We start from the raw sequence: 18,132 nt of genomic DNA on the forward strand, positions 1-18,132 counted from the left end.
GCCGCGCTGGACGTCACCACGGCGCGCTCGACGCCGGCGATCCGAGCGGCCTCCAGCAGGCCGGCCGTGCCCATGACGTTGACCGGCCGGAGCGCCGGGCGGTCATGGGGCGAGAAGGAGTAGAGCGCACCGCAGTGGACGATGAACCGGCAGCCACGCAACGCCGGTACGAGCTCGCCGGCGCGCCGCAGGTCGCCGACGATGGTCTCCGCGTCCTCGACCCGGACGGCGGGATCGCGGACCAGCGCCCGCACTTCGTAGCCGGCGGACCTGAGCGCCCGGGAGACGTGCCGGCCGATAAACCCCGTCGCCCCGGTGAGGAAAACCCGGGGACTACTGGCCAATGACCGCGCGCAGCGCCTCCCGGGGCGAGCTCATCGTCGCGATCACGGCGGTCGGCTCGTACCCGCAGTGCGCCATGCAGTTCGCGCACTTCGGGTGCTTCCCGCGGCCGTACTTGGACCAGTCGGTGTCGTCGATCAACTCTCGGTAGCTCTTCGCGTACCCGCCCGCGGCAAAGTCGGCCATGAGGTAGCACGGCCGCTGCCATCCGAGCACGGAGTAGGCCGGGACGCCCCATGCGGTGCAGGAGAAGTCGACCTTCCCTTCCAGGAAATCGAGGTAGAGAGGCGTGTGATTGAGGCGCCACCGCTTCCGGGATCCCCCGGCGAACGCCTCCCGGAAAATGGCCCGCGTCCGTTCCGGGCCGAGGAAGTGGTCCTGGTCGGGCGCCCATTCGTAGGCGTACCCCGGCGCGATCTGCATGCAGTCGACTTTGAGCTCATCGTTGATGAAGTCGAGGATCCCGCGGATCGATTCGGCGTCGTCCTGGGTGAAGAAGGTGGTATTGGTGGTGACACGAAAACCGCGCCGCTGGGCCTCGCGGATCGCCTCGACGGCGATGTCGAAGACGCCGGGCCGGCACACCGACTGATCGTGCCGCTCGCGCTTGCCGTCGAGGTGGATCGACCACACGAAGTAGGGCGACCGCGGGAACAGATCGATCTTCTTCTTCATCAGCAACGTGTTGGTGTTCAGGTAGACGAACTTGCGCCGCTTGATCAGCGCCTCCACGATCAGGTGGATCTCGGGGTGGATGAGCGGTTCCCCTCCGGCGATGGACACGACCGGGGCGCCGCACTCCTCCGCCGCGGCCACGCATTGATCGACGGTGAGGCGCTTGTTCAGGATCTCCTCCGGCTGCTGGATCTTGCCGCATCCCGCGCACTCGAGGTTGCAGCGGAACAACGGCTCGATCTGGAGGACGATCGGAAACTTCTCCACGCCGCGGAGGCGGTTCCCAAGTACGTGGGCCGCGACGGCGATCTTCTCCCGCAGTGGGACGCTCATGCGTTCATCACCAGCCTCTCACAAGCGTAGTATTGCTGTGGGACGGCACCGCCTCTGCGCTTCCAGCATACCTCATGTCGCCGGCCAGCGCCAGCGTGGGGAAGAGATGCCGGTAGAGATGGTAGTTAATATAGAAGTCGCGCGGGAACCCCGTGCCCGTGTACTCGGCCTCATCCCAGGTGCCCTTCGTTTGGCTGTGGCGGAGAAACGCGACGCCGCGCCGGCAGGCCGGATGCCCGCCGAGCCCCGCCAGTTGGAGCGACACCACCGCCCAAGCGGTCGGGGACGGCGAGCTGCGGCCGACTCCCGCAAACGACGCGTCGTTGTACGAATAACAGGTCTCCCCCCATCCGCCGTCCGGGTTTTGCACGGCGAGCAGCCATTGCGCCGCCCGGTCGATCATGGACCGGCCGGTCCCCAGCGCCGCGAGCGCGGAGACCACGCACCACGTCCCGTAGATGTAGTTGACCCCCCAGCGGCCGAACCACGATCCGGCGGGGGTCTGGGTGCGGCGCAAATACTCCAGGCCTCCGGCGACGTGCGGATCGCGCTCGTCGGCGCCGAGGAGCGCCTCCATCTCGAGCACGTGCGCCGTCACGTCTTCGGAGGGCGGGTCGAGGACCGCCCCAAAATCGCAGAACGGCAGCTTCTTGATGATCTCGCGTGTGTTGTCGCGGTCGAACGCGCCCCAGGCGCCGTTCCGAGAGCGCATCGCCAGAACCCACCGGCGGGCGCGTTCCACAGCATCGCGGGCCTCCTCGCCGGCCCCGCACTCGAGCAGGCCGACCACGACGACGGCCGTGTCGTCGATGTCGGGGTAGAGATCGTTGTCGAACTCGAACGCCCAGCCACCGCACGGGACGTCCGGGCACCGCACACACCAGTCGCCGGGCCCAGTAATTTGCTCGTTCAGAATCCACCGCACCGCCCGCCGGACCGATGGGTGCTCCGCGCGGATCCCGGCGGCGGCAAGGGCGCGGAGCGCCCACGCCGCATCCCAGACCGGCGACATGCACGCTTGGAACCGCCACCCGGACTCGTCCTCGAGCGAGAACCGGCGCATCCCCTCGAGGCCTTTGCGCATCACGGGATGATCCGTGCCCAAGCCCTCGAGGTTGAGCGCGATCAGCGAGTACACCCACGGCGGCTGGATCCCACCCCAGCTGCCGTCCGCTTCCTGATGCTCCTCAACCCAGGTGACGAGGCGGCGGCGCGCGGCGTTGCGCCCGGGCTTCACAGGCGAACTCTCGTAGAGCTTGAGGAGCTTGTCCAACCACCAGAACGGGCCGGCACCCGGCACGCGGGCGAGGGTGGGCTCGGTTCCCTCCAGCACGATCTCGGGAAGATCGACCCCGAGCGGGCGCACGGGCCGTCGTGACAGCACGATGGTGAGGGGGCCGATCGTCCCCCGGGCCCAGCACGCGAAGTCATACAAGTTGAAGGGGACGGACGGCGGCAGGTAGACCATCTCCGGAGGGACGGTCGGGATTCCCCGCCAGGGATACTGACCGAAGAGCGCGAGCCAGATCTTGGTGAACACGCGCGCGCGGGCCACGCCTCCGAGCGCGCGGATCATCGTCAGGGCCTTGCGCATGGGGGCGGCGGCCGGGTCCACCCCGAGGACTTTGAGGGCCGCATACGCCTCGATCGTCGTGCTCAGGTCCGCCGGGGCTTCGTAGTACAGCGCCCACGATCCGTCCTCGCGCTGCGCGCGCAGGATGTGGCGGATGGCGCCCTCGCGGATCGGCTCGAGATCGATGCCGAGGAACCGGCAGAGGAGCACGTGCTCCGCCGTCATGGTGACGTTGGTCTCCAGCTCTCCCACCCACCATCCGTCGGGATGCTGGTGGTCGAGCAGCCAGCCGACCGCGGCGGTCAATGCGCCGTCCACGCCGTCTCCCTGAGCCCGTCGAGCACATGCTGCGCCGCGGCCCGCCCGCTGCGGACCGCCGATTCGAGCGTGTCCGGCCACCCCGTGGACGTCCAGGAGCCGGCAAGCGCCAAACACGGGATCGCCGTCCCTGGACCTGGGCGCGCCACGCCCGGCTTAGCGATGAATGTCCCCTCCGGGCTCCGGGTCGCGCCGCCGTGCAGCACGCGCGCCTCCGCGAGCGCGGGAATCGCGCTTCGGATCTCCTGCCAGCAGAACGCGACGAGGTCGGCCGTCGGTTGCTGGACGTGGTCGTCGGCCGCGCTCAGACTGCAGCACAGGTACCCAGGGGCTTTTTCAAAGACCCATTGGACGGGGGAGTCCAGCAGCGCGGCGAGATCGAACCCGAGATGGCCCCGATCGTGCCACAGGTGGACGTCGACGATGGGGCGGGCTTCGTAGCCCTCCAGCGGAGGGATCCCGTACCGCGCCGGCGTCCCCAGCAGGCTCGCCAACTGCGGCGGCGCAACGGCCACCACCACGGCGTCGACCGTGACGCAGTCGCCGCCCCCCAGCCGTACGACCGCCCGGCCGTTGGGCGGGAAGTCGAGGCCGACCACCGGCGTGGAGAGGTGCACCCGATCGAGCCGCTCGGCCGCGGCAGCGGCGAGGTGGGCGAGTGGGACCGTAAAGTATCCAAGGCGGGCCGCCCCAGGGTCCTGAAGAAACGCCGTGCGAAGGACGAACCCCGCATCTTCGGCGCTCATGCGATCCAAGGGAGCGTTGAGCGCAGGAACGAAGAACGGGCGCCAGAACCCCCGCAGCGCCTCCTCACCCTGGCCGAGGTGCGCCAGCCACTCGGCAAACGTCCCGCCGGAGTGTCCGGCCTCCCGCGCATGGACCAACGCCCGCGCCACGTCGAGCTTGGCCGCCCACCCGAGGTGACGGTATCCGAGGAAGGAGGACACGAGGTGCCAGGGCGCCGGCAGGCCTGCCGACCGGAGCCGGCTTGCTTCACCGTCCCGCGACAGGACGAGGACCTCGAACCTGTCCTGGAGGTGGAGATGCCGCTCCATGCCAACCCTGCGGGCGAACTCGATAAACTCGGAGTAGCAGGCGAGGAAGACGTGCTGGCCGTTATCGACCTCGTGCCCGTTGATCCGGAACGACGTGGCCCTCCCGCCAAGAATGCGGCTTCGCTCGAAGAGCTCGACCTCGCACCCCGTCTGCTTGAGCTCGACTCCGGCTGCGAGGCCGGCGATCCCTGCGCCGACGATCCCTACGCGGTGCTGAGCCATGATTCCAGCGCGACGCGGAGTTTTTCCGCCTTGGACAGCGATGCGCGCTGGCGGAGGGGAAGCTCGGGATCCCGGTCGATGCGGTTGAGGATCCGCTGGTAGATCCCCGCCATCGTCCGGACGCACACCGCAGGACGGCGCGGGATGAAGGTCGCGACCCCGAGCCCCGATGCGAACAACGCGCGCGCCCGCTGCGCCTCAAACGCTACGAGCGGCTTCCACCCGACGCCGGGACGGCCGTCCAGCACCTCCTGCTCCGTCACGCCGAACCTCTGGAGGTCTTCCTGGGGGAGGTAGATGCGTCCCATCTCGGCGTCCTCGCGGACGTCGCGGAGGCAGTTGGTCAGCTGCATGGCCAGCCCCAGCTCGTCGGCCCGATCGAAGACCGTCGCATCCGTATACCCGAAGATCCGCACGCACATCCTGCCCACCACGGACGCAACCAGCCGGCAGTACTCCTGCAGCGCGTCCCACGAGGGGTACCGCGTTCGATGATAGTCCATCTCCACACCGTCGATAAGGGCGAGCAGCTCGGCTTCGGGAATGGAGAAGCGGTCCACCGCATGGGCCAGGACCTGCATCACCGGGTCGGAATACTCGCCGCGCACACACCGGCGCACGCGCTCGCGATGCACCTCGAGACGCTCAGGCAGACGCTCGGGGCCCACCCCATCGGCCTCGTCGTCGACCTGGCGGGAAAAGCCGTAGAGGGCATAGATTGCCACGCGCTGTTCCCTGGCGAGGGTGATGAACCCCCAGTAGAAATTGGTGGCCGCGCGGCGCACCATATGATGGCAGAAGGCCTCCGACGCTCGCAGGTCCAGCCGGCCGATCGGGCCGGCTTGTTCAAGCGGTACCGAGTCTGCGCGCACTGCCGACCTCCAGGATGGACTGCCGGACCGCATGCTGGAGTACGAGGAGCTTGGCCCACGGCGAGACCTGGGGGCGTCGGAGGTCCGTGCGGTACCCCAGGCGCTCGATCGCGTCGACGATCGCCAAGCCTCCAAGGCGATAGAGCGCCAGCTGAAACCGCAGCGGCCACGGCGCCAGCCCCTCCAGCTCACGCCCCGACGCCAGCAGCGTCCGCGCCCGCTCACAGAGGCCGCGCGTCGCTCCCGTGATGCCGCCCGCCTGAAGATCGGTCTGGAGCAGATATGTCCGTCCCTTTGCGGCATCGACGCTCACGTCTTGGGCGAAGTTCGCGAGCTGCAGCCCGATGCATACGTCGTCGGACAACGGCTCGGCCGCCGGGGTCCTGATCCGAAAGAGGCGGAGGACGATCCTGCCCACCGGGGCAGCCGACTTGTCGCAGTAGGCGCGCAGCTCCGGCCACGCGGCGTAGCTCGAGACGACCTGGTCTTGCAGGTTGGCCTGGATGAGATCGAGGAACGGCTGTGCGGGAAGTTGGTAGTGCTGGACGGTGTCCCGCAGGGCTACCAAGACCGGGTGGGTCGGCCGCCCGCCGGCGAACAGCTCCACCACCTCCTCCCGCCAGCGCTCGAGATGCACGCGGGCCTCAACGCCGTGTTCGTCCCCGAGGTCGTCGGTGCTGCGGCAGTACGCGTACACCCGCGCCAGGTCGCGCCGCAGGCCGCGCCGGAGAAGCCGGGACGCCACCGTGAAGTTCTCGTAATGCCGGCAGGCGAGGCGCCAGCAGTATGCGTCGGCGGCCGCGACGTCGAGCGGCCTCGTCATCGACCCAGGACCTGCACCATCACGCGGCGTTCCCTGGCCGTGCACAGCTCGATCAGGAAGATCCGTTGCCACCGCCCCAATTCGAGTCGTCCATCTAAGATCGGCACCATCTCGCTGGTGGACAGCAGCAGGTGCCGGCAGTGGGCGTGGCCGTTCATCGGCTCGTCCGGCGGCACGTCGGGACGCCGGGGGAGGTCGTCGTGCTCGTACGCGCCGTCCCCGGCTGGGGCGAGCCGATCGAGGAAGCGCCGGAAGTCTTGCAGGAGGAGCCGTTCGTTTTCGTTCATGCGAATCGCCGCGGTGGTGTGCATCGCATAGACGTGCGCGAGGCCCCGCCGTACGCCGGACGACCGCACGACGGCGGACACGTCATCCGTGATGTCGAGAAATTGCCCCGCCCCTTCGGTGCGGTAGCTGAGCTCCGCGATATGGGGCTCATCCCGGTCCGCATCCCGCCGGCGGAGCCGGGGCGTGAATCGCAGATCGGCGAGCGTGCGCGCGCCGAGGCTGAACATGGCAATGCGCAAGGTCTCGATCAGCTCGCGGCCAAGATCGAGCGCCGCCTCCTCACCCTCCGCCGCGGTGCGCAGGAAGGGGCCGGCGATGCCGACCAGGTCCGCGCCGAGCGCCACTGCCTTGGCGATATCGATGCCGTTGCGGATCCCCCCGCTCGCGAAGAGGGAGGCCTCGGGGGCGGCCTGCCTGGCCTGCCGCAGGCATTCGGCGGTGGGGATCCCCCATCCGGCGAACGCGGCGGCGACGCGGGCGCGCCAGGGCTCGGTGATCCGGCGCCGCTCCACCTCGCTCCACGACGTGCCTCCCGCGCCCGCGACGTCCACCGCGGCGACGCCCGCGTCGAGGAGGAGCCGCACCGCGTCCGGCGCGATGCCCCAGCCGACTTCTTTGGCGACGACCGGCACTTCGAGGCGCCGGCAGAGTTCGCCGATCTTGCCGAGCAGGCCCGCGAAACATGTGTCGCCTTCCGGTTGCACGGCTTCCTGCAGGGCGTTGAGGTGCAAGACCAGGGCGTCCGCACCGAGCGCGTCGACGAGCCTGCGGCAGTGATCCACCCCGTAGCCCTTGTTGAGCTGGACCGCGCCGAGGTTGGCGAAGAGCAGCACATCCGGCGCGACACGGCGGACGTCGAAGGTTCGAAGCACGTCGGGATCCTCGAGCAAAATCCGCCCGGATCCGAGCCCCATCGCCACGCCCAAGCGCTGGGCGACCTGCGCGAGGACGCGGTTGATAGATGCGGCCTCGTCTGTGCCACCGACCATGCAGGAGATCAGCAACGGCGCCGAGAGCCGGCGGCCGAACAACTCTGTCGACGAGTCCACCCGATCCAAGTTGAGCTCTGGGAGCGCGCAATGCAGAAACTCGTAGTCGTCGAAGCCGCTGGCGATGCCCTTGGCCGCGACGTCTTCTTCCAGGTTGATCCGGACATGATCCGCCTTCCGTGATGCGACGCCACTGGGAGAGCAGGTTGCAAACTGACCGTCCCCATCAGTCCGTTTACCGAGATCTGCTCGCCTCATAGCGTAAGTCACCCCCGAGGTCCGTCTTTACATCCAGAAATCGAAACGACGGGCGATTCTTTCGATCATCCATGTCAGGCTGTACGACGTCAGGCTGTACGACTACGCAATGTGCTCCGTCACGGTCGACTCGACGGCGAGTCTGCCGGTGCGCCGGCAAAGCCATTTAATGATAAGGGCGTTCCCCCCAAAGATCAACTTTTGCGATTCGTCATAGAGGCGCAAGCACCTCTTTTGTCACGCGGTGGGCAAATCACGTCGGACCATGCTGCTTGCGCCGTGATGGTGCCGCGTCTTCCGAAACGGTCCGCGCCCTCCTGGGATTCCCGATGTTGCCGGAGAACCAGTGCTTGATCCCGATCCGGCCGAGGTCGTCGAACACGGTGTAGATCACCGGGATCGCCGCCAGCGTGAGCAGGAGCGAGAGGACCTGCCCCCCGATGATCACGGTGCTGATCGCGTGGTTGGTGGTGGCCCCGGCGCCTCGGCTGAGGGCCAACGGGATCGCCCCGGCGACGAACGCGATCGTGGTCATGAGGATGGGCCGCAGGCGGTCTAGGCTCGCGGTGACGATCGCGGCGTGCCTGTCCATCCCCCCGGCTCGGAGCTGGTTGGTGCGGTCCACCTGGAGGATGGCATTCTTCTTGACCACGCCGAACAGCACGAGGATCCCGAGATAGCTGAGTGGGTTGAGCGATCCGCGCAGGAACAACATCGAGATCAACGCGAACGGCACCGTCAGCGGCAACGAGAGCAGGATCGTGATCGGGTGGACCCACGATTCGAACTGGGCCGCGAGGACCAGGAACATGAACACGAACGCCATGGTGAACGTCTGCATGAAGGCGTTCTTCGTCTTGGACACCTGCTCTGAGATGCCGGTCAAGCTGAGGTGATAGGCGGGAGGGAGCGCGAGCGATCGCATCTTGGCGTCGAGCCGCTCGACCACGCTTCCGAGGGACGCCTCAGGCAGAAGATTCGCCGAGATCGTCACCTGTCGCTCGCGATTGAAGCGCTCGATCTCGCTTGCGCCCGTGGTCTGCCGGATGTCGATGACCTGTCCCAGCGGGACGCGTCCCCCCGTGGACGAGAGGAGTGGAACCCGCAGGAGCGCGGCCGGGTCCGCGCGGCCGGGCACGTCCTCCCGAATGTGAACGTTGTAGAACTGCCCGCCTTCGGCGTACTTGACCTGCCGCGCGTCGCCGCCCTGCTCGATCAGGGCGAGTGCGTTGGCCGCCTCGCTCACGCTGACCCCCAAGGCGGCTGCGCGCGCAGGGCTCACTTTGAGGTCCACAGACTTCCCCAGCGACAGAGACGCCCGGACGTCCACCACCCCAGGGAGCGTACGCAAATATGCCGCGCCGGCCTCGGCGGCTCGATTGAGCACGGTGAGATCGGGGCCGCTCACGACGTACTGCAGCGGCGCGGCCCCTCCGGTCAGGTCGGAGACGGCGTTCACCAAGGCCGTCATGCCGGGGGACCGGTGCTTCGGCAGGATCTCCGTCCGGACGCGCGCCATCTCCCGCTGCTGGCTGATCGTCCTTGCCTGGATGGGCACCATGCGGACGAAGATCGTCGACCTGTTGGGACTGTGCTGAGGGTCGTCTCCCGTGGTCACGATCGTGAACGCCACTCCGGGGTGGCGCCGGATCTCGGTGGCGATCTGCGTCGCGAGCGTGGAGGTGGTCTCGAGCGTCCAGCTCGCGGGGGCCTGGATCGCGACCGCGAACTGCGACTCGTCGTCGGTCGGCAGGAAGTCCTGATTGACCAGCCCGCCAAGCGGCACGATGCTGGCGAGGGCCAGGATCGACAGGACGACCAGCACCCACCGGCGCCGCAGCGAGTGCTCGAGCAGCCACCGGTACCCGTGGTCCATCACCCTTTTGAGCCGCTTCGGTGTGTCGACTCGCGCCGAGCCGGGCGATGGGTCGCCGGGCCGCCCGAGCCACCGCGACGCGAGCGACGGGGTCAACGTGAAGCTCACGAGGAGCGACACCGCGATCGCGAAGGCCATCGTCCAGCCGAAGCTGCTCATGAAGCGCCCGACGATGCCGCTCATGAACGCGAGCGGCAGGAACACCACGATCAGGCTCAGGGTGGTCGCCATCACGGCGGGCCCGACCTCGCGGGTGCCCTCGATCGCCGCCTGGAAGGCCGGCATCCGCTGCTCGTGGATGAACCGGTAGATGTTCTCCAGCACCACGATCGCGTCGTCGATGACGATGCCGATCACCAGCGCGAGCGCGAGGAGCGTGAAGGTGTTGAGGGTGAGATGCAATGCGGCGAGGAGGGTGAACGTGCTGATCAACGAGATGGGAATCGCGAGCGCCGCGATGATCGTGGCCCGCCAGTCCCACAGGAAGAACAGGACGACCAGCGCCGCGAGCAGCGACCCCACGACCAGATGCTCCTCGACGGCGCGCGTGGACGTCAGGACGTACTCGGACTGGTCCCAGGCGACGCGCAAGGTGTATCCGGACGGGAGGGTCGGCTGGAGGCTGCGGAGGCGATCCTGCACGTTCGCGACGACGTTGATCGTGTTCGCGCCGGTTTGCTTCTGGAGATAGAGGAGGACCGCCGGGGTCCCGTTGACGTTCGCGGTCGTCGAGGGCTCGGCCGCGCCGTCCTCAATTCGGGCGATGTTCCCGAGGGACACGGGCCGCCCTCCGCGCGCGGGGATCCCGATGTTGGCCAGATCGGAGAGTCGACCGAATGTCCGCGGCAAGAACCGCTGCGCGCCGGCATCGATGTTCCCGGCGGGCGTCGCGAGCGCGTTCATCACGTCGGCGGAGGTCGCGCCGGCCGCGGCGAGGCGGGTGGGGTCCACCTGCACATTGATCTGACGCAGCGTGTCTCCGACGAGCTTGACCTGGGCGACCCCGAGGATCCCCTCCAGGCGCGGCGCGATGACCCTGGCGGCGTACTCGGAGATGTCCCGCACGGGGCGGTTGGCGGACAGGGCCAGGACGGCGACGGGGATCTGACTGGGATCGAAGCGGAGCACCTGCGGGGGCGCGGTCCCCGCCGGGAGGCCGGAGATCGCTCCGAGCTTATCCTGTACCTCCTGCATCGCCACGGTGGCGTTCTTTTCGAGCACGAACTGGGCGACGACGATCGAGAAGCCGCCGGCCGATGTGGACGTGATCTTGTCGATGCCGTCGATGCCGCTGAGCCCGTCCTCGATCCTGCGCGTCACGTCGGTTTCAACTTCTTCCGGGGACGCGCCGGGTAACTGCGTGACGACCGTGATGATGGGGAGCTCGACGTCGGGGTATCGGGACACGTTCAGGCGCAGGAAGGAGAAGATTCCCAGGACGACCATGACGAGCGTGATGACGCGGGAGAGGACGGGCCGGCGAACGCACAGCTCCGCGAGGCGCTGCATCGGAGCTGCTACCTACGGGGGTGGGGTCACGCCGAGAGATCAGGACCGGGGACGGACGACGACCGCACGGTCACCCTGACGTCCCGGCATCCTGTTTCTCGCGCACGACGGTCTCGACTTCCTTCATCAACCCTTCCAGCAGGCGTTCCTCGGGGAGGCTGGCGACGATCTTGCCTTTCTTGAAGATGAGCCCCATCCCCCGGCCGGCGGCGACGCCGAGGTCGGCCATCCGCGCCTCTCCCGGGCCGTTGACGGCGCACCCCATCACGGCCACCTTGACCGGGACCGGGTACTGCTGGAGGCGGCGCTCGACTTCCTCCGCCAGCGCGACGATGTCGACCTCGGCCCGGCCGCACGATGGGCACGCCACCAGGATCGGGCCTTTCATGCGCAGGCCGAGCGCTTTCAGGATCTCGAACCCCGCCTTGATCTCCTCGACCGGATCGGCGGCGAGCGACACCCGGATCGTGTTGCCGAGGCCCCGCGAGAGGATCGCCCCCAACCCGACCGCGGACTTGACGGTGCCGGCCCAGGTCGTGCCGGACTCGGTGATCCCAACGTGGAGCGGGTAGGGCGCCGCGTCGGCGATCTTCTCATACGCCTCGATCGCCATCTCCACGTCGCTCGCTTTTACCGAGATCACGATGTCGCGAAAGTCCAGGTCCTCAAGGACCTTGATCTCCTCGAGCGCGCTCTCGACGAGCGCGTCGGCGCACGGTTCCCCGTACTTGCGCAGCATCTCTTTCGAGACGGAGCCCACGTTCGCCCCGACGCGTATGGGCACGCCCCGGTCCTTGGCCTCACGCGCGACGGTGCGGACTCGGTCTGCGCCCCCGATGTTGCCCGGGTTGAGGCGCAGTTTATCGACCCCGGCCTCCAGCGCCCCGAGCGCCAGACGGTAGTCGAAGTGGATGTCCGCGACGAGCGGCACCCGGATCTGGGACTTGATCTGGCCGAGGACGGCGGCGGCAGCCTTGTCCGGGACCGCGACGCGGACGATCTCGCACCCGGCCGCCTCCAACGCGTGAATTTGGGCAACCGTCGCCGCGACATCTCGCGTGTCCGTCGTGGTCATCGACTGGACCGAGATGGGCGCTCCGCCCCCGACTGGGACCGTTCCTACGCTGACCGGTCGTGTTTGTGTGCGATCCATTCCGCTCCCGTCTCAACGTTGGCGTTTCTCGTGCAGACTCCGACCGCACCTCAGTATACACCGCGCCACCTTCTATTGGAAGGGATGCGGTGCGGACCTCGGGAACCTTGACCACTTCGAGACGGTGCACTACGTTTCACCATGGAGAGGGCGATCCCTGCCTGCGCGGATCACCGCCGAGCGGGTGCGCGTGGCAGCGGCGAGCGCAATGGGGAGGGGGAGGAACGCCATGCACATGGTGAGGAGCGCCCCAGGGGAGCCGCACGCGTGAGGTGGCGCCTTCTCGATTGGCTGGACCAGTGGGTTGAGCGCCACGAGAAGATCCTTCCGATCGGCGAGGGGGGGTACATCCTCCGCATGAAGGTGACCCGCTACCGCGGGCCGCGCTTCGTGCTCATGGATGGTACCGTGGTCGCCCCCGGCGATCTCGTCGGCGAGCTGCACTTGGATAACCAACGCGCCGCCGCCCTCAACGCGGAAGGCCATGGCGGGTTCCGGTTTCGACACGAGATCTTCCGCCTGCTTCCGGCGCTGGCCCGCGATCTCGAGACCCGCCCCGAATACCGCACGATCAATGCCATCTACGGCGCGAGCCTGTTTTGGCGCAGCGCGGCGATGGCCGCCAAGGCCGGGTTCGAGCATCGGTCGCTTCCGCCATTCACGCGGTGGTGGTTGGGTACGTGGGAGCGGATTCTGCTCGCCAACTACCATCCGGAGGGACGGCGGCGTCTCAACAAAGGACGGCGGACGGAGTTGCGGCAGGTGTGGATCACGCGCCGCGCCCTGGCCCGATTCGCCGCGCCGGCTGCGGTTATGCGAGACTGCTGAGCAGGGCCCGGAGCGGGACGATCTCGAAGCCGCGCCCCCGAAGTCCCGCGATCATGCCGGGGAGCGCGGCGCACGTTTCCTTCGGCGTCGACGGGTGGCCTCCGCGGTCGTGGAGGTTGACGATCGCGCCGGGGTGGGCCTTCCCCACGACCAACGCGGTCATCCGGGGCGCCGGGGCGGCCGCGATCAATCCTTCGGGGCGCACGGACCACAGGATCCGTCGCTCGCCGAGCTGCGCGGCCCGCGCGTACGCGGCCCAGTTAAACGTGCCCCACGGGGGCCGGAAGTACCGAGGCGTGACGCCGATGGCCCCGGCGATCGCGTCGGCACCGCGGTCGACCTCGGCGGCGGAGGCCGCGGGAGAAAGCGTCCACAGGTGCCGATGCCCGTAAGTGTGGTTGCCCACGTCGTGGCCGGCGGCTGCGACCGCGCGCGCCACGGCGCCGGCGGCGTCGACCTGCCGTCCCACCATGAAGAACGTCGCACGCACCCCTGCGGCGGCGAGCACGTCCAGGATCCGCGGCGTGTGCTCGGGATCGGGGCCGTCGTCAAAGGTGAGCGCCACCATGGCGCGAGACGGGCCGCGTTTCACGACGCCAAGGCCCAGTCCCTCGGTTGCGGCGTACGCGCCGATCGTGTAGGCCGCGGCGCCGGCCAGCGCGACCGTCACAACCCCGAGGCCGAGCTGGAGCGGGTCACGCATCGCCTATCGCACCGCCGCGCGAACAGGGGCGGACATCGCCGCGAGCTGCGCGAGGTGGGTGGCCACCACCCCGGCGGCGTCGGGCCGGCTGAGCCCCGCGGCGGCCTGGCGCATCGCGGCGAGGCGTTCCGGGTGCGCGAGCAGTTCCTCCAACGCCACGCGCACCTCCGCCGGCGTCTTGGCCGCCAGCGCCGCGCCGCGCTCGACGAGAAACTCAGCATTGCTCTCTTCCTGACCCGGGATCGACCGGTACAGGAGCATCGGGAGGCGCCGGGCCAGCGCCTCGGTCACCGTGACCCCGCCAGCCTTCGTGACCAGGAGGTCGCTGACCGTCATGAGCTCTTCGACGTTGCTCACATACTCGAACACCCGGAACAAGTGCGGCGACCGCGCCGCCAGGGCGCGGACCCGGTCTCGCAGGCGTGGAGCGTTGCTGCACACGGCGAGCGCCTGGACCGGCCGTGAGAAGCGCGCCAGGATCTCCGCGACGTCACCGACCCCTCCCAGCGTCGCGTACGCGCCGGCCATGACGAGGATCACCGGCACCCCGGGTGTGAGGCCGAGCCGAGTCATCAGGACGTCGCGGTCGAGCGGGCGCTGAAACTTGCGCTCGATCGGGAGCCCCGAGACGGCGATCCGCTCTGGAGGAATGCCACGCGCGAGCAGGCCATCCCGCATCAGGCTGTGGGGCACGCAGTATCGGTCCACACCCGGATGGAGCCATTCGCCGTGGCTGACGTAATCGGTGATCACCACGAGGCACGGCACCGCCGTACGCCCCGCGATCTTCAGATCAGACATGGTGCCGGCGAAGGTCCAGTGCACGCAACACACCACATCGGGACGCTCGCCGGCGAGATACCGGTCCAGCCGCTCCATCCCCTGGCGGTTGACCGCGCGCCGGAAACGCGAGTCCGGGCGAATCTCGCCCATCATCTTGTAGAAGCGGCCTTGGATCTTCGGCGCGAACCGGACGATCTGGTAGTACCAGAACCTCGTCACGGCATCCGACACGGGGTTGGTGAACCGCGCGAAGTAGTCCACGATCTCCACTCGCCCGCCGGTTTGCGCCATCCATTCCGCGGCGATCGCTTCAGCCACGCGCTTGTGACCGAGTCCGTAGTTGGCGGAGAGAATCGAGAGGAACATTCCGGTCACCGGCTGCGGTACGTCGCGCTCACGCCCCGCGGGCCGGTCGACGCCCCGGCCTCAGGAGCAGCACGATTCCCACGATCATGAGGAGGGCTCCCACGACCATCCAGAACCTTGACCCGGTCATGAAACTGCCGGGCAAAATGCGGATCCCTTGGAGAAACCACACGCCGCCGGCTAGAACGAGCACAATACCGAGAACCGCCTGCCCCCCGCGCATCGCGTCCCTCGCTTTCTCTCGAGCTCCCGCGGTATGAATTGTATCATGTTCCAATCGATCGACTTTTGCGAGCCGAGCGGTGTCGCGTTGAGCCGGGGCGATCCGCGCCGATGGGAAGGCTTTGACGGTGCGCAGCGTTTTCTCGTGTAGAGGGTCGACGCGTGCCGTTGGCTCTGGAGAGGTGAGGTATGAGGTTGCCCGTGTACGTCATGTCCTATCAGTGCCGCCGCTGCGGGTCGGGGTATTCGGCGGAGTGGGACCCGAATCGTCCCGGCCACGTGGAACCCGCATCGGTGTGCCCCTCCTGTGGTTCCCCCGTCCGGCTCTACCTCGGAATGGGTCAAAAATCCGAGGGCGGCGGCCGTACAACCGGATACGCGCCCTCGTCGACCGGCGCCACGGTGGCCGGCCGCGGCGCGGCCTAAGAGCGGGCAAGGAGTTTTCCCGGCCCGCCCCCAACAGTACGCCGGGGGTCGCGGAAGAGTGTGCCCCCGAGGGGGTTGGCACGGTCCATGGGCCCATCTGCCGAACCGGCGTCGCGTGATGTCTCCTTGACACGGTGACCCCACGACCGGCGGCGGGGCTGACAAGGAGCGCGATCAACGGAATCCGCGGCCGCGCCCGTCCCATCATCACGCTCCGTCATCCTGATGCCGCCATCCTTAGAAAGCGCTGCCGGGCGGTGCCGGTGGTCGATCGACGCATCCGGCAGCTCGTCGCCGACATGATCCTCAGCATGCGCCGGGCGGGCGGGATCGGGCTGGCTGCTCCTCAGATCGGCGTTTCCCTGCGCGTAGTCGTCGCCGACATCGGGACGGGCCCGATGGCGGTCGTCAACCCGCGTCTTCTCCGCCGTGGGGGGGCGCAGCGGGGGATCGAAGGCTGTCTCAGCATCCCGGGCGTCTACGGCGAGGTCAGTCGGGCGCAACGAATCGAGCTGGGGGGACGGAACGTGCGGGGGCGCCGCGTCGTGGTGCGGGGCCGCGATCTGCTCGCGCGCGTGTTCCAGCACGAGATCGACCACCTCAACGGCGTGCTGTTCACCGATCCCGGCCGCCTGATCCGGCGGCGGCGGCCGCGACGGCGCGCCCCACAGGGACGGTGACCACGGTGCGCCATTTTACCGTCGGCGAGGCCACGGCTCTCCTGCCCCGGCTCACGGAGCTCATCGGTACGGTCCGGCGATTCCGTGACAGCGCGGTGGTGCGGCGCGCGCGGATTGACCAGTTGTGGCAGCGGCTCGAGCACGGGGAACCGGTCTTGACCACCATCGGGGACGAGCAGCGGGCGCTGGATGCGCTTGGCGGCCGCCTCGTCACCACCGCCAAGGAGATCGAATCGATCGGATGCGTCTTGCGCGATCTCGATCAGGGGTTGATCGACTTTCCGTTTCGCGCGCGGGCCGGCACCGTGTTTCTCTGCTGGAAGGTGGGGGAACCCGCGATCCAGTTCTGGCACGGAACGGATGAAGGATTCGCCGGACGCAAGCCCATCGCGCAACTCCCGGTGGACCGCGTATGAGCCGTTCCCCCGGGCCCCCCTATGACCTGATCATCGTGGGCGGCGGGCCGGCGGGGTATGTCGGCGCGATCCACGCGGCCCAGCTGGGTCTTCGGACGGCGCTGGTGGAACGCGAAAAACTCGGCGGGACCTGCCTGCACGTGGGGTGTATCCCCACAAAGGTGCTCCTGTACACCGCGGAGCTCCTGGAGGAAATGCGGGCGGGGGCCGAGATGGGGATTCGCGTCTCCGATGTCCAGCTCGACTACGAGCAGCTGATGCGGCGCAAGGATCGAGTGGTCACGACGAACTTTCGCGGCGTCGAGTTCCTGATGCGCAAGAACGGGATTGCGGTGTTTCCGGGGACCGGCACCCTGCTCGGCCCGACGCGTGTGCGCGTCGCCGCCAACGACGGCTCGGAAGTCAGCCTCGAGGGCCGTCACATCCTCCTCGCGACGGGGTCGCAGCCCCGAAGCCTGCCGGGCGTCACGATCGACAACCAGAGGGTCCTCGACAACGTCGGGGCGCTGCGTTTATCCGCGGTCCCGCGCTCGCTCGCGATCCTGGGCGCCGGGGCGGTCGGCACCGAATTCGCCAGCCTCTTCGCCGCGTTCGGCACAACGGTAACCCTCATCGAGATGATGCCGACGATCCTCCCGATGGAGGACGAAGACATTTCGGGAGTCGTGGCCAAGGAGCTCGGACGTCGCGGTGTCACGATCCGGACCGGGACCGCCGTCACCGGAGTCACCGCCATAGACCAGGGCGTACGGATCGCGCTCCGCGCCGGTGAGACCGAGGACGCGATCGAGGCCGAATACGCACTGGTCGCGGTCGGCCGCGCGCCGGTGACCGACCACCTCGGGTTGGACGTCGTGGGGCTCGCGGTCGAGCGGGGCGCGATGGCGGTGGACGCACAGATGCGAACTGCGGTGCCCACGATCTCAGCCGCCGGGGACCTCATCGGGGGATTCCTCCTCGCGCACGTCGCCTACGCCGAGGCCGCGGTCGCGGTGGAGGCGATCGCCGGCCGGGAGCCGCACGCGCTCGATCCCACGCTCATGCCCCGCGCCACGTATTCCATCCCCCAGGCGGCCAGCTGCGGGCTGACGGAACGCGAAGCGCGCGAGCGGGGGCACGACGTCGGCGTGGGCCGCTTCCCCTTCGGCGCGAATGCGCGGGCGGCGATCCTGGGGCGGCGTGAGGGTCTCGTCAAGATTGTCACGGACCGCGCGCTCGGAGAGATTTTGGGTATCCATATGGTAGGGCCGGAAGTGACCGAACTGTTGCCGGAGACCGTGCTCGGGAAGTCCCTCGAAGCGACGGTGCTGGAGATCGGGCAGTCGGTGCACGCCCATCCGACGCTCTCGGAGGCCGTCAAGGAAGCGGCGCTGGCCGCGCTCGGCCGCGCGGTCCATGCGTAGGCGCCGGCCTCGCCGCCCG

General features: G+C 68.5%; 16 protein-coding genes. 4 read left to right on the forward strand and 12 right to left on the reverse strand.

Annotated features, from left to right (window positions below; genetic code table 11):
* From VFP86_02380 to ispG, 9 genes are all read right to left on the reverse strand, one after another.
* A partial coding sequence (locus VFP86_02380) for an NAD-dependent epimerase/dehydratase family protein (protein ID HET8998472.1) occupies nucleotides 1-344 on the reverse strand: 344 nt, incomplete at its 3' end.
* A complete protein-coding gene (hpnH, locus tag VFP86_02385) occupies nucleotides 334-1,350 on the reverse strand; it encodes an adenosyl-hopene transferase HpnH (protein ID HET8998473.1) in 1,017 nt (338 codons plus the stop codon). The genes VFP86_02380 and hpnH, both read right to left, overlap by 11 nt.
* 7 nt (nucleotides 1,351-1,357) lie before the next feature.
* A complete protein-coding gene (gene shc, locus VFP86_02390) occupies nucleotides 1,358-3,241 on the reverse strand; it encodes a squalene--hopene cyclase (protein ID HET8998474.1) in 1,884 nt (627 codons plus the stop codon).
* Nucleotides 3,226-4,518, reverse strand: coding sequence for a hydroxysqualene dehydroxylase HpnE (gene hpnE, locus VFP86_02395; GenBank protein ID HET8998475.1), 1,293 nt, complete (start codon nucleotides 4,516-4,518; stop codon nucleotides 3,226-3,228). Before hpnE ends, shc begins: the two co-directional genes overlap by 16 nt.
* Nucleotides 4,500-5,390: a presqualene diphosphate synthase HpnD gene (hpnD, locus tag VFP86_02400; GenBank protein ID HET8998476.1), complete on the reverse strand. Its 891-nt coding sequence runs from the start codon at nucleotides 5,388-5,390 to the stop codon at nucleotides 4,500-4,502. Before hpnD ends, hpnE begins: the two co-directional genes overlap by 19 nt.
* Nucleotides 5,365-6,213, reverse strand: a complete 849-nt coding sequence (locus tag VFP86_02405) for a squalene/phytoene synthase family protein (protein HET8998477.1) — start codon at nucleotides 6,211-6,213, stop codon at nucleotides 5,365-5,367. The genes hpnD and VFP86_02405 overlap by 26 nt, the downstream gene beginning before the upstream one ends.
* Entirely contained in the window at nucleotides 6,210-7,748 is a 1,539-nt protein-coding gene (fni, locus tag VFP86_02410; GenBank protein ID HET8998478.1) for a type 2 isopentenyl-diphosphate Delta-isomerase, read from the reverse strand. The genes VFP86_02405 and fni overlap by 4 nt, the downstream gene beginning before the upstream one ends.
* A gap of 253 nt (nucleotides 7,749-8,001) precedes the next feature.
* Nucleotides 8,002-11,133, reverse strand: a complete 3,132-nt coding sequence (locus tag VFP86_02415; protein HET8998479.1) for an efflux RND transporter permease subunit — start codon at nucleotides 11,131-11,133, stop codon at nucleotides 8,002-8,004.
* Between the two features lie 70 nt (nucleotides 11,134-11,203).
* On the reverse strand, nucleotides 11,204-12,286 hold the full coding sequence (gene ispG / locus VFP86_02420) for a flavodoxin-dependent (E)-4-hydroxy-3-methylbut-2-enyl-diphosphate synthase (protein HET8998480.1): 1,083 nt from the start codon (nucleotides 12,284-12,286) through the stop codon (nucleotides 11,204-11,206).
* 267 nt (nucleotides 12,287-12,553) lie between these two features.
* Between ispG and VFP86_02425 the strand changes: the two genes are divergently transcribed.
* Nucleotides 12,554-13,114, forward strand: a complete 561-nt coding sequence (locus VFP86_02425; protein ID HET8998481.1) for a hypothetical protein — start codon at nucleotides 12,554-12,556, stop codon at nucleotides 13,112-13,114.
* On the opposite strand, the gene VFP86_02430 is transcribed toward VFP86_02425, so the two are convergent.
* The 3 genes from VFP86_02430 to VFP86_02440 are packed head-to-tail and all read right to left on the reverse strand — an operon-like array spanning nucleotide 13,098 to nucleotide 15,189.
* A complete protein-coding gene (locus VFP86_02430) occupies nucleotides 13,098-13,817 on the reverse strand; it encodes a polysaccharide deacetylase family protein (GenBank protein ID HET8998482.1) in 720 nt (239 codons plus the stop codon). The genes VFP86_02425 and VFP86_02430 overlap by 17 nt on opposite strands.
* Nucleotides 13,818-13,820: 3 nt before the next feature.
* Complete coding sequence (locus tag VFP86_02435) at nucleotides 13,821-14,966, reverse strand: glycosyltransferase (GenBank protein ID HET8998483.1); 1,146 nt, start codon at nucleotides 14,964-14,966, stop codon at nucleotides 13,821-13,823.
* A 28-nt stretch (nucleotides 14,967-14,994) separates the two neighbouring features.
* Entirely contained in the window at nucleotides 14,995-15,189 is a 195-nt protein-coding gene (locus tag VFP86_02440) for a hypothetical protein (protein HET8998484.1), read from the reverse strand.
* 559 nt (nucleotides 15,190-15,748) lie between these two features.
* Here VFP86_02440 and def point away from each other — a divergent pair.
* From def to lpdA, 3 genes are read left to right on the forward strand one after another with little or no spacing between them, the layout of a single operon-like run.
* Entirely contained in the window at nucleotides 15,749-16,294 is a 546-nt protein-coding gene (gene def, locus VFP86_02445) for a peptide deformylase (GenBank protein HET8998485.1), read from the forward strand.
* A complete protein-coding gene (locus VFP86_02450) occupies nucleotides 16,291-16,710 on the forward strand; it encodes a DUF2203 domain-containing protein (GenBank protein HET8998486.1) in 420 nt (139 codons plus the stop codon). Before def ends, VFP86_02450 begins: the two co-directional genes overlap by 4 nt.
* Nucleotides 16,707-18,113 (forward strand): dihydrolipoyl dehydrogenase, encoded by a 1,407-nt coding sequence (lpdA, locus tag VFP86_02455; protein HET8998487.1) that lies wholly within the window; start codon nucleotides 16,707-16,709, stop codon nucleotides 18,111-18,113. The genes VFP86_02450 and lpdA overlap by 4 nt, the downstream gene beginning before the upstream one ends.
* Nucleotides 18,114-18,132: the final 19 nt, after the last annotated feature.

This window comes from bacterium, assembly GCA_035703895.1.
Classification (GTDB): Bacteria; Sysuimicrobiota; Sysuimicrobiia; order Sysuimicrobiales; family Segetimicrobiaceae; genus Segetimicrobium.